The 13,679-nt window shown below is 32.2% G+C and carries 9 protein-coding genes; 5 read left to right on the top strand and 4 right to left on the bottom strand.

The window, feature by feature from the left end; genetic code table 11:
* Positions 1–31: 31 nt before the first annotated feature.
* Both ACWNT5_RS17610 and ACWNT5_RS17615 read right to left on the bottom strand, forming a co-directional pair.
* Positions 32–2,269: an NAD(P)-binding protein gene (locus tag ACWNT5_RS17610; RefSeq protein WP_456518099.1), complete on the bottom strand. Its 2,238-nt coding sequence runs from the start codon at positions 2,267–2,269 to the stop codon at positions 32–34.
* A 7-nt stretch (positions 2,270–2,276) separates the two neighbouring features.
* Positions 2,277–3,143, bottom strand: coding sequence for a hypothetical protein (locus ACWNT5_RS17615; protein ID WP_299601482.1), 867 nt, complete (start codon positions 3,141–3,143; stop codon positions 2,277–2,279).
* A gap of 116 nt (positions 3,144–3,259) precedes the next feature.
* Between ACWNT5_RS17615 and ACWNT5_RS17620 the strand changes: the two genes are divergently transcribed.
* The 5 genes from ACWNT5_RS17620 to ACWNT5_RS17640 all read left to right on the top strand — a co-directional run bounded on the left by ACWNT5_RS17620 (position 3,260) and on the right by ACWNT5_RS17640 (position 10,269).
* Entirely contained in the window at positions 3,260–5,290 is a 2,031-nt protein-coding gene (locus tag ACWNT5_RS17620) for a sensor histidine kinase (RefSeq protein WP_456518100.1), read from the top strand.
* 208 nt (positions 5,291–5,498) lie between these two features.
* Positions 5,499–7,421, top strand: coding sequence for a hypothetical protein (locus tag ACWNT5_RS17625; RefSeq protein WP_456518101.1), 1,923 nt, complete (start codon positions 5,499–5,501; stop codon positions 7,419–7,421).
* Complete coding sequence (locus ACWNT5_RS17630) at positions 7,422–8,237, top strand: DUF2490 domain-containing protein (protein ID WP_299601476.1); 816 nt, start codon at positions 7,422–7,424, stop codon at positions 8,235–8,237.
* Between the two features lie 31 nt (positions 8,238–8,268).
* On the top strand, positions 8,269–9,120 hold the full coding sequence (locus ACWNT5_RS17635) for a hypothetical protein (protein ID WP_456518102.1): 852 nt from the start codon (positions 8,269–8,271) through the stop codon (positions 9,118–9,120).
* A gap of 54 nt (positions 9,121–9,174) precedes the next feature.
* The gene (locus ACWNT5_RS17640) at positions 9,175–10,269 is read left to right on the top strand and encodes a serine hydrolase domain-containing protein (protein ID WP_456518103.1); all 1,095 of its coding nucleotides are present in this window, start codon (positions 9,175–9,177) and stop codon (positions 10,267–10,269) included.
* Between the two features lie 20 nt (positions 10,270–10,289).
* On the opposite strand, the gene ACWNT5_RS17645 is transcribed toward ACWNT5_RS17640, so the two are convergent.
* Together ACWNT5_RS17645 and ACWNT5_RS17650 are read right to left on the bottom strand one after the other, a co-directional pair.
* On the bottom strand, positions 10,290–11,189 hold the full coding sequence (locus ACWNT5_RS17645) for an alpha/beta hydrolase fold domain-containing protein (RefSeq protein WP_456518104.1): 900 nt from the start codon (positions 11,187–11,189) through the stop codon (positions 10,290–10,292).
* Positions 11,190–11,289: 100 nt separating this feature from the next.
* On the bottom strand, positions 11,290–13,665 hold the full coding sequence (locus ACWNT5_RS17650) for a TonB-dependent receptor domain-containing protein (protein ID WP_456518105.1): 2,376 nt from the start codon (positions 13,663–13,665) through the stop codon (positions 11,290–11,292).
* Positions 13,666–13,679: the final 14 nt, after the last annotated feature.

Genomic DNA, 13,679 nt, shown 5'->3' on the forward strand with positions numbered 1-13,679 from the left:
TAATCGACTATTATTATCTATTGTTAAGGTTTTATTTCAACGTTACACCACTAAAAATAGGTGTTTCGCTTGGTAAACCAAGTTTATTTCTAACAACCTGACCAGCTTGAAGTCCAGATACAATGGCACCTTCATAATATCCAACATTCACTCCAAAATTAATCCAATCACCAGTAATTATTAAATTATCAAAACCTGATTCATCAGCTTTTAAACGGTACTTATTGGATCCAGGAAGTGATAAAGTATATCTATCCGTAGGATTTACATTAGCTCTGAAAAACTGAGTTTTTAATCTTGCATAATCTGTTTTAGCGGTTTTAGAAAAATCATGAATCACATCAAATTTCATTCCTTCTGGATATTCTAAGGTTGTTGCATTCTTAAAAAACCAACCCATTTTGTCTCGCAACCACTGTTCGGATATGCGCATTATGCGTTCTAATTGTTCGTGCGGATAATTATGATCCGAAAAAGGAGGAATGACTTCAGGATCTAGGAAAGAACCGGTGTAATATATTAAAACTCCTGGTTTTTGATCACCCCAATCTTCGTAAGGTAATACCTGTGACATATCAATAAACGAATATTGAGGATCTGCATAGGTTACAAGATTTGGAAGCGCTCCTTCAGGAAAGCCCCAGTCCGGTAAGTGCATTCCTAATTCTTTTAAATTAGGTGTGATCCATAATTGCATAGACATGGTTGGAATACTCTTAACATGTGTATACATATTATTCCAAGCGGTATTATTAGCTATAATTTCTTTACAAATTCCTTCATTTCCACCAAGTACATCGATTGGTATACCTAAAACCGTATAATCAAAATCTTTACCTTTTTCTAGGGAGAATTCTTTTACATTTTTCCATCCGCACCAAGATTCTTCAAGATCAAATTTACCTTCTTTTAAAGCTTTAGCTTGCTCATCATCTATCTGATCATACAATGGTTCTCCAGGCCAAACATCTAGTCCTTTCAATTTGTATGTTGGGGTATACGTTCCATCTTTTAGGGTAACTTGCTCTGCCATAGATATTTTCTCTATGGATCCAGTATCGGAATAATGAACTTGTTCAACTTTATGGAAAAACTTAAATTTCACACCTCTATTTTTCAATACCAAATAAATAGGAGTAATCATAGTATCCGCTGTACCAGCTTTAAATTTCCACACAAAAGATCCTTTATATCCTGCAGAATTTGTTAAAAAATGAAGTCCAACACCAGCAGCTAAACTTCCTTGCTGATCACCTCCAGTAAGGTTATGGAAAGTTCCTGTGTATAAAAATCGAACCATTGCAGAACTCAATAGTCGATCACTAGCGCCATGACTTTTTAGCCACTCACGATAATCCAAATCATTAATTTTTTCATAATCTAATTCATGAGTTTCTGGATTATACACATCAGCAAAAGTACCTTTCATATTTACCATGCCAAATTCTACGAAAACTGCCAGCCAATAAAAGTATTCGTTATGATCTGCAATAGAATCAATTAATTTACTAACCCATTTAGCAAGTACATGGAATATTTCATTTATTATAGAATGATGATCTTTTCTTGTCGCATGATCATGACCTTCTTTTACCAAATTATCTACTAATTCTGAAACATAGTGTAATAATTTTTCTCCTTCATGTTTAAACACTTTTTCTTTTACAAAAGCTTCAAATTTGGATTTGAAATCAGACCATAATGAATGATGTTCTGGAGCATTAATGTTATGTAAAGAGGCATCTGCTTTTTTAATAATACTATCTTTATTAGGATCAGTACCAAAAAGAATTTCAGCGACAAGTCCAATAGCCTTTTTTACGATTGCAGAAAATGGTAATGGACCACCTTGTCCTGGAATGTATTCGTTTGATGGGAAAATGATATTTTTTTTAATCCATTGATTAGTTTTAGGATCGAAATGAGTAAGTAGAGTAGTATCCTCACGATCAAAAGCCTCATCCCACGATTTAAATGGACTATCAGGCATTAAATTATGTTTCTCACATTCTTTGTAAGAATCCTGAATTAAGCGAAAAGCATTTTCGTACCATCCTTGAGCTATATGGATTCCATGTTCTTGGATTCTTTCATTTTGACCTCTACCAGTGGCTGTTTTACCTCCTAAGCGCCAACCCATTTGATAAATAGTTATTTCATAGCGATCTTGCCAATTTTCATAACTACTTAATTCATAGGCAGCTGTTAGGGATGACATACCACTACCTAAGATGGCGATTTTCTTTTTAGATGATTCTGTGTTTTGCATTAGTTTATTAGTTTTTAGGAATATGGATTTTTTTGGTTGTTAATTTATCATTGAAATGTGTTTCATTTAATTCATTTTCACTTATTGGGTAAATAGGTTTGCCGTTTTCTATAAACTTGGTAACAATGGGAGAGTTATTCCATTGAGCTGCTTCCTCGTATAATTCATCAAGATGTGGCAGTATAAATATTTTATCAAATATTGTTTCTACGATTCCAAAGAAGTTATGAGCTTTATGAGTAACGTATTTAATGTCCTCTCTAGATAATGGATAATGACTAGGATAAAAAGCTTCTATATCCGTAATTAAGGAAACGGCACAACCTCTTGGATTGCCAAAGATTTTTCCTAAAATTCCAAAACTTACTCCTTCTACCATCGATTGTGCATATAATAATCTGTAGAGCACTATATTCACAAAATATTGTTCATATATATTCTCTTGAAAAGCGATCTCATCAGCTTCTTTATAACCAGAAATGATGCTAGAATTATGCGCTCTGTACCATGTACATTCATTTGGTGTTTGAATATAATCTAACCAAAAGGTAACTGGAACAGGTAGATCTTCAAATGTATCTCCAGATTCTTTGATCAATTGAGCCAGTGTTGCCAAATATAAAAAATGACTATTCACGGCTCTCCACCATGGACTTCCGGATGGCTTACCATCAATGGGATTAAGAGTGCCTCGATTTATTTCCCATTTTATAAAAGCTAATTCAGAGTTTCCTAAACCTTCTTTTCCTTTTATAATGGGGTGACCATATTTCTGATAAAATTCATATCGTAATTGGTAGCGACCTTGCGGATTATCAGATACATTATCTACAATCCTTTTGGCATTATCCTTTAGTATTTCTAACTTGTTCATATATTCGCAAAAAAAGCTTTATAAACTTACAAGTTAAATTGTTAAAAACAAGAAATAATTTAGTAAATTAAACAAGTAATTTTTATACAAATTCCCCATACCCACAATTAGGAATGATGATAAAATTAAAATATTGTTCAGGGATAATACTATTGCTATTATTCTTACCGTTGATTTCATTTAGTCAATCTACAGTGTCCCTTAAGGATACAAAAGAACTAATAGACATTGGTAAAAAAACGGATTACTTGGAGGACCCTAATTCTGATTTCACCATATCAGAAATAGTTTCAGATGAATTTGTAGATAAATTTAAACCAAATTCTCAGGAAACTATTAATTTTTCTAGTACAGCTTCTTCCTATTGGTTACGATTTAAAGTTACTAATGAGACATTAGAGACATTTTATCTTAATATTGGTTCGGCATATATAGATTCTATTTCTCTATTTGAATTTGATGAAAAGGGAACATTACTTTCTTCTAGATACACTGGTGATGATTTACCTTTTTCAACTAGGGAGGTTGAAGTTGGAAATTACCTATTTAAACTAGATATCAATAAAGATACTACCCATACATTTTATCTAAAGGTAAAATGTGATCAGCCTTTATTCTTTTTATTACGAGTGGGTACACTACCAAGTTTTGCTGCATATGAGCATGATCTAGATTTTTTGCAAGGAATCTATTTTGGTTTCATGTTACTGATATTCTTGTATAACTTGTTTTTATATATATCTATCAGAGAAAGAATTTATCTTTATTATATCGCTTATGTATTGAGTATTACTTGGTTTGGTGCATCTGTTTTTGGTTATTTCTTCGAATATTTTTGGGCGGATTATCCATTTTTAAACAAGTGGGTAGTAATAAGTGCGGGATTAACCATGATTACTGCTACTTTATTTACCCAACAATTCTTAAATACTAAAGAATCTGGTTCTCGTTTACATAAAATATCTATGATCTTTTTGATTATTGGTTTTTTGGTCTGTGCTCTTGTTGTTTTAGGATTTAAAATAGAAGGATTGAAACTGTCGCAAGTAGGACTTTTGGCCATGGCTGCATATTTCCTTGTTTTAGGTATTCGTTTTAAGTTAAAGGGATTTCGACCAGCGATTTACTATTTACTAGCTTGGGGAGCGCTAATTATGGGCATTTGTTTTGCGATTTTGGAGTCTTTAAATATTACTCCTGTAATGACTTATTTAAATGCAATGCAAATCGGATCGGCATTTGAAGTATTACTACTTTCATTTGCTTTAGGAGATCGAATCAATATGTATAAAAAGCAAAAAGAAAAAGCCCAACTAAAAGCTTTAATCTCTGCAAAAGAAAATGAAAAACTTATTCAGGAACAAAATTTCATATTAGAACAAAAAGTAGAGGAAAGAACAGCTGTTATTGCATTAAGAAATAAAGAACTTGTAGATCTTAATAAAGAAAAGGATATGCTGGTGAGTATGGTAGCTCACGATCTTAGTACACCCTTACATCAAATGAAAGGTTCTATCTGGCTTTTAGATATTCCTAATATGACATTATCTGGAGATCAAGAAATGTATCTCAATGAAATTAATAATTCGGTAGATCGTTTGACAACAATGATCGGACGTATTCTAGATACACAAGCTTTAGAAACGAAGACCATCAAATTGGTAAAAGAGACTTTAGACATTGTGGAATTAGTTGAATATGTAGGAAAATGTTTTGATCTTATCGCTAAGGATAAGCAAATTACCATAGAGGTAGAGGCTATGATGGGTACTCATCTCGTAGAAATCGATAAAAATTATATGATACAAGTATTAGAAAACCTGCTTTCTAATGCTATTAAGTTTTCAAATAAAGAAAAAGTTGTTGTTTTAAAGGTTCATTCGTTTGATGGAAAAACTTATGTTACCGTAGAAGATAACGGACCAGGAATAAGTGAAGAAGATCAAAAGAAACTTTTTGGTAAATTTCAAAAACTTACTGCCCAACCCACAGCTGGAGAATCATCAACGGGGTTAGGATTGTCTATTGTTAAGAAGTATGTAGAAGCTATGGGAGCAACTATTCATTGCGAAAGTACTCTGGGCAAAGGTTCTCAGTTTATCATCACACTCGAATCCAAAAATGGTTTATTAAAAGTCGGAGGATAGTTTCTAGAACTACATGTTTCTTTGATAACTTTATTTTTAGACTGGATAAATTGTTTATCTATTAATAAATCAGACATAATATAGTTTTACTGTAATAAATGAGTATAAAATCAGTTAATTGCTTGTTAGCTTAATTTTTATTCTATTTTTGTATCCATTATACATCTTTCTTATTAAATCTGAGATAGTAAAAGAAAGAACTATAATTATGAGCCACAGAAACCTACTATATACTTGGATTATAGGATGTTTGTTAATTCTTCCTTTTAATTTATTTTCTCAGGAATTATATACGTATTCCGGAAAATTTGAGCTAGGATCTTATAAAGGAGATGCTAACTTTTCTTATAACATCATCGAAAATGACACGGTTCTTAATGGGGTCTTTCAATTTAGTAGTGCCAGCTTAAAGGATTTGTTAGAAAATAAAGATTCTTCATTTTCAATTACCGGAAATTTCGAAAATGATTATGCTACAGGTCCATGGAAATTTTCGTTTAATCTATTTGAAACAGAGAGTAAAAGTAGTGTCGAAGATCTACAATATGTTGTAAATGTTAGTGGAGAGCAGCGATTAGCACAAGGTAATCTTATCGAAGGAAAACCTGATGGTACATGGATCTATACTGCTCAAGAAATTCAAGATTCTAAAGTCGATAAGGTAACTTTTAAAAGCACAATCGATTTTGATAATGGAATCCCTCAGCGTAGTTTTCGTATTGAAGATGAGGAAAAAGAACTTGTAGGTAGATTTTTAAGAAACGGTATTGCGCACGATCAATGGACCTTATATTCCGATCAAGAAATAGACGATGCAGAATCTTGGTTTTTTAGTGAAGGGATTCTCGAACGTATTCAGATTACGTCCAGAGGACAAACTACCAATATAGAGATTTATCCCAATACAAATATTACAGGAAAAACAATCACATTAGATAATACCTATCTCGAAATTTTAAAGTTGAAATTGGGTGCTGATAATACCTCCAAAATTACCGATAGTGGTATTCTTTCATTGCTTCAGAAAAATGATTTGTATTATCAGGAGATTGATACCATTGTATCCGGAATCAGTAAAGCTCCATTCACTCCTCAATTTAAGGTTAGAATACCATATTTTCCGTTGAATAATAAGGAAACAAAGAGTTTAGACTTAATTGCAGATTACTACAAAAAGGCCAATGCTATTTGCGTTTCTCTAATAGAGGACACTCAAATCTCTATTCTAAAATTGTCTGATGAACAGGTTTTTAAACTAGATGAAGAGGTACATCTAATTTCAAACAAGATTGTAAAACCTTTAGGGCAGGTCTTAGAATATAATAACAAATCATTACTACCATTTTTCTCTAGGAGTGAAATTATCAATAAGGTTTGGGAAAGAGGACTTCCATCTCTTAATTCTCAAAATACTCCAATAGTAAGCCAGATAGAGAGTTCAAAAGCTAGAACTATATTGGAAGTAGAACAGTTAGCTAAAGAAACGTTTACATACTTAAGTACTGTAGAAGAGATATTAGCAAAGAAAGTTAATAGACAAAGAAGAGAACAAAAGGCAATTGACTTAGAGAAAAAAATGATTAGTCAATTACAGTATTTAGAGGTATTGGAAAAATCTTTTGAGACAGATACGATTCCTGAAGCTTATATAAATACACTAAGCACTATAAAAAGTAATGCGAGAAGTAAGCTGAATTGGTATGCTTCTATGGAAGATCTCGAGGAAAAATTAAAATATGCCGAAGAGCTAGTAGTTTGTTTTGATGCTTTGGATAATATAGGAGAAACTATTTTAAAATTACCAAATCAACAAAATGAGATAAAGAAAAAGTATCAAGATGATGTTTGGAATCCGTTTACTTCTACTGTAATGACAGAAATGGTAAAAAAACGTATTACCCAAGTGTATGAGAATGTCTTGATACCGTATTTTCTGGAAAAGGTAGAACAAGATATTAGTTGTGATGATTCTATAAAATGGATACAGACTGTTCATAAAACGCATCAACGTATGCATGAAATGCGTGAGGAAAACACAAGAAAATTAGAAAGAAAACTAAGGAAAGAAAAAGATCCTTTAATAATTCTGGAACGTTTTCAAGTATATCCTATTAATAAAGAGAAAGAATAGATGAAAGGAAACTTACGTATATATCTTGTTTTTATTCTTCTCTGTAGTTATTCAGTTCAGATAAATGCGCAAGAAGATCCACCTACAGAATCAGAATTTAAGGAACCTGTTACAAAGTTATGGATCAATACCTATGGTAATATTAGGATCGCTAAACGTTTCTTTTGGGTAGCACAGACTCATTTTAGATTTGAAGAAACGGAACAGACTCCTTTTGTTGGACAAGTTGCTCAAATTTATAATCGTCATGCTATTGGTTATATCTATTCTAAAAAGTTTAATTTTAGTCTAGGAGGTGTTTTAAGATTGAATTTTAATACAGATCCTTCCTCTCCAGATCGAAATTTGGTACCAGAATGGCGTATTTGGCATCAATATATGTTTGCGATGCCACTTTCTAATATGATGTTTTATCATCGTATAAGGATAGAGCATCGTTGGACTCAGGATTTTGCCGAGGGAAGTAATTACGATTTTAGAAATAGATGGAGATATATGTTTAAAGCGAAAATTCCTTTAAATTCTCCAACATTAGCTCCCAAAACATTTTATCTTTCTCCAGAGGCTGAGCTAATTATGCAAAGTGGAAAACCAGTTGTGGGGAGTCCGTTCGAAGATCTTAGACTACACGCATCATTTGGTTACATATTAACTCCAAGAATGACCGTAGCAGCAGGAATTATGTATTCTCAAGGACAAACTTTGAGCGACGGGACAGTGTATAAACAAAATTGGACAGCAAGATTGCATTTATATTTCTCTCCAGATTTTAGAAAAGTAAAAAATAAACTTCCTTCGATACATTTGGATGATTAATATTTATATTTATGGATAAAGTTTCTGCAATATGAAATTAAAAAAGACAACATTAGTTTTATATGGTTTACTACTAACAGCAGTTATTGTAGCAGTGAGTGGAAAGTTTAAGGAACAAAAACTACGTAAAGAGCTTAAGGAAACTCAAGAAAAAGAAGTGAAAATTTCTGAACAGATTGATTCTCGAAATGATTTATTACAAATAGACTCTTTATTAGTTAAAGGAGATTATGCTGCCGCATTAAAAGCTTATAAGAATAAAACTAATAATAACAGTGAATATCTTCAATTACGGATACAGCTAGCAGAAAAATTTATTGCTTTATCTCAGGCAAGTACCGTTCAAGATTCATCTGTTGTAGAATCTATAGAGGAATCAGAAGCAGTAATACAAACAGATTCACCTTATGAAATTAGAAAATATGATTCTTTAAGTTTTGTATTAGCTAAAGTAAAGGCACAACTAAATAGAGTAAAAAAGAAACAACAAAAGAAGTCGTATGGTGAGTATTTAACTTTTACCAATAGAAAAAAGCACAAGGTTCATTATGTGGGTCAGGTAAAAAACGATAAGGCAAGTGGATATGGGATTGCATTTTTTGATACTGGAAGTAGATACGAAGGAGAGTGGAAAGAAAATCTAAGACATGGTGAAGGAGCCTTTTACTGGACTGATGGTCAGTCTTATGAAGGACAATATTTAAATGATCGTCGTAATGGAAAGGGAACGTATTCTTGGCCTAATGGTGAAAAATATATTGGGTTATGGAAAGATGATCAAAGAAATGGAGCAGGGATATTTTATGGAAAGAATAATAAAGTAATTACCGAAGGTGTTTGGAAAAATGATAAACTGGTAGAAGAAAATAAAAGTAAAAAGTAATGCTTATGTAAAAAGAAAAAATCATTCATCAAATCAATAATCAATAGTCAAAAAATGAGAACAAAAATGTTATTACAACTGGCAATAATCTTATTGTCAGGTTGGTCTGTTTGTCAATCCCAGAAAAGTATTAAGAATGTAAACAACATTGATCTTACTACTGAAATGTTGAATTCTTTTCTAGCTTCTCAAATGGATTCATTAAAAATTCCCGGACTTTCTATAGCAATTATTAATAATGCAGAAGTAGTACATCATAAAACTTTTGGGTATGCAAACTTAGAAAAGAAAATTCCTGTAACGAAAACAACTATTTTTGAAGGGGCTTCCATGTCTAAATCTGTATTTGCCACCTTCGTAATGACGTATGTAGAAGAAGGTAAATTGGATCTAGACAAACCATTATATCAATATTTGCCTTATGATGATATTGCATATGATGAAAGGTATAAGCAAATAACAGCCCGCATTGTATTAAGTCATCAATCTGGATTTCCTAATTGGAGAGAAAATGAGGATGATAAAAAGCTAAAAATAAAATTTGATCCTGGTACAAATTATGGATATTCTGGAGAGGCTTACCATTATTTAGCAATGGTTTTGAAGCATATTGAAAATACAGATTGGGTTGGATTAGAAAAAGCATTCCAGAAAAGAATAGCCATACCCTTAGAACTTGAGCATACTACATTTATAGAAGATGCATATGCGTTAAAACATAAAGCTGAACCTTATAATAGCGATGGTAATTGGATCAATTGGAAAGAAGACTATTGGTATAAAAAAGATAAAGGTGTTTTTGTGGCACCAGCTTCTATTAGATCAGAACCTCTGGATTTCTCTAAATGGATGATAGGGGTTATGAATAAAAAGATTCTTAAAGAAGAAAGTTACCAGGAGTTGTTAAAACCTCATTCTACCATCACTACTTTACCTAGTGGAATTAAGTTATATTATAGTTTAGGTTTTATGACTGCAGGTGGTGCTTATCAAAATAGCTTTTTTCATGGCGGTTCTAATGATGGATTCACTTCTTGGTATATGATGGATGTTGAAAAGAAATTTGGCTACGTTTTATTTACAAACTCCATGTTTGGAGAAACATTAGGTAATATACTCTTGGATTATTTCGAGAAAGCATCTTATTAAAGAAATAAATCGTTCAGATATTAATTGGGGTTATTCTCGTTTAATATTTGAATTATTTGATGTAAAGACTGCTTTGCTTCTTTCATCACAGGAAGTAATGGCCAAATATGTGGCATTCCTTTTCCTTCGATTGACAGTATATCAATAGAAGCTTGTTTCATTTTCTCTAATGCTAATTTTTCATCAGGATACATAATATCATATTCTCCAAGAAACAACACAGTTTTAGGAAAACCTACAAAGCTGCCGTATAATGGAGAAATCATGGTGTCTTTAAGATCTACATTTCTTGCACACATCTTTTTTGAACTTAAAATACCAACTTTAGAAAGCATAGGATCCATCGGATCAATTATATCAATTTCGGGATTAGACATCGTGGCATCCATAACCGGAGATATTAAAAGAATCTGGTAGGGTAGTGGCAACTGTTTAGAAATTAATCTTTGTATTAATGATGTTATTAAGGTCCCACCCACCGAATCACCAATAAAGGAGATTTGACTAGCTTCGTGATCTTGTAGTGCAGTATCGTAAACAGCGTCTATATTGTGGGATATTTCTATAATATCAGACTCTGGAGCTTTCGGATAATTACACATCCATATTTTGTAATCTGTCTTTTGTACAATAATTTTTATTGAATCCCAATGATGCTTCGCTGGACCAGAAACAAATGCGCCACCATGGATAAATATAAGTAGCTTATTAGGATTACTATTACAGGTGATCTCAGTAATAGTAGAATTAGAAACTTTAAATTGTTTCGTAATATTTTTTTTTAAAAAACTTCCTTTCGGATTATAAACATCCTCTTTTCTAATTGTTTGATACGCAACTGGATCTTGACTAAAGCTTTTCTTGATGCCTTTTAGTTTTAAAACTGCAATTGTTAGATAATATGTCAGGCTTTTTTTCACAAATCTTAATTTTTCAAAAGATAGGAAAAATCATGTAAATTTTATAAGATCATTTTATTTGGAATCATAAATTGAGAACAGCGAGTGACTTTGTTTTGCTTTATCTTCTTCTACCAGAATAAGTGATAGCTTCTCCTTTTCCAAATGCATAGCTTAGTCCGAAAGTAAAGAAACGTCCACGTTGCCCAAAGTTATAAGTTTCAAAAGTAGGTTGGTTTACGAAACGCTCCTGAATTCTGGAAGCAAAGACATCTCTTATACCAAGATTAGCCACTATTTTTCCCTTTAGTATTTTCTTACGTATTCCTATATCCATAAAAGCAAATCCACTTTGTTTTCCTTGTACAGTTTCAAAACCAGATCTGTAATTTCCATTAAGCTCTAAATCAATATCAGCAAGAAATCCAATTTTTGAACCTAATCGAGTGGACCACTGATTTCCTGTAAAATCAAATACTTGCCCTTCAAAAGATCCTTGACGATCAAAATAATTAAAATTGAAATCTCCTGTAAAGGTTAACCATTTGGTAGGACTATATTTTCCATTAGTTTCAAAACCTATAGATGAATTAGTACCAATATTTTCAGGTGTAGTAAAGTTTACATTATCGATAAAAGTAGATACGCGTTCTACAACATCTGTTGTATAACGATGATACAAACTAGAACTCATACTGGCTTTACCAATTTTATAAATACTCGTTAATTCATACGAATTGGTAAACTCTGGTTGTAGGTTTGGGTTACCGGTTCTAATATTAAAATTGTTTCTAATATTAAAAAATGGATTTAAGTCCCATAGACGAGGTCTAAAGATCCGTTTGGAGTAACCCGCTTGTAATGAAAATTTTTCGCTAAACGTATAGGAAGTATGAAAACTAGGAAAATAGTTTGTAAAGTTTTGCGAATTACTCTCATTGGTATTGGCTAATAAGGTTCCTATGTCTGTATTTTCTACTCGTAAACCAGCTTTTACACCCCAATTTTCATTTTCATAAGCTCCAGTAGCATAAACCCCCAATACCTTTTGATTCCATTCAAAATCATTGGTTAAGCTTTCATTTATGACATAAGTTCCATCTATTAGATCTTCTACTTCAAAATCGTTCCCAACATCATTTATTACATATTGTGCACCAGCTTCGATAGTATATTCTTTGCTCAATGGGTTGGTATAGTCTGCTTTGAAAGTGAAATCAGCCTGTTGGAAATTAGTTGACGTTCGTTGATTACTGTTTACATCCGAACCTTCGAGCGTAGTATCTACAAATAGTGAAGATTGATCTTTTCCAAAGAAACTTCCTAGCGCACTTAATTGAAAAGTGTGGTCTTTGTTATTTTTAAACTGTTTTTTCCAATTAAATTCATATTGCCACTTGGGGTTTGTGGCTTCTGTATCTTCATTTCGTATCCAGCGAGATACTAAATCATTATTGGTATCAAAAAAGCTAAAATTGGTTTCCGATGGTTGATCTTCTATCTCATAAGCAAAATTTCCTGATAATGTGAGTACATTGTACTTATTTAAATGATAATCAGTTCCTAGTGTAACATTAAAAAAGGTTTCATTTCTAAAATTTTCTCCATCACTAAATATTACTTCATTATTTTCTAAATTTCTATTGATCGCTTCATTTTCTCTCGGTAATGAACGATAACCAGCACCTATTTGAGTAAATAAATTAAATTTTTCGGTTCTACGATTTAAACTAACACCTACATTATGATTATCAGGAACACCAGTATTAAGAGATATGGATCCATTCCATCCTTTTTTCTCTTCTTTCTTTAAAATAATATTTAAAATTCCCGAAGTACCAGATGCTTCGTATTTAGCCGAAGGGTTGGTAATCACCTCAATACTTTGAATCATATCTGCAGTTATAGTTCCCAATGCATTACTAGATTCATCTGCTAACACCGAAGGTTTACCATTAATAAGTATTTGAACTCCACCACTACCACGCAAACTAATTTCTCCTTCTATGTTCACATTTACAGAAGGTACATTATTAAGTACTTCCAAGGCGCTTGCACCAGCTGTACTTAAATCTTTTCCTACGTTAAAGACACGTTTATCTAGTTTAAATTCGGTTTTAGAAACCTCACCTCTTACCACAACTTCATCTAGCATTTGACTATCTTGATAGAGCTTTATAGTACCAAAATCTACTTTATTTTCTGATACTGTATAATTTCTTACTTGAAGGGTTTTAAAACCAATAAAGCTGATCTCGAGATAAAAATCATTTTCTACAGTTTTTAAGTTAAAATAACCATCATCATTCGTTATTGCACCCGTAATGGTGGATTTAGTGCTCTTAGAATTTAAAACAACAGTAGCGTATGGAATAGGTTGTCCAGTTTCTGCTTCTACTAGTAAACCGGTAATTTGGATTTCACTATTTTGAGACCAAATAACACCAGTATATAACATTAAAATAAGAACAAACTTTATTTTTCTTTCTAATAGCATTGTAATTTTTTTAT

Source organism: Aquimarina sp. 433 (assembly GCF_054054605.1).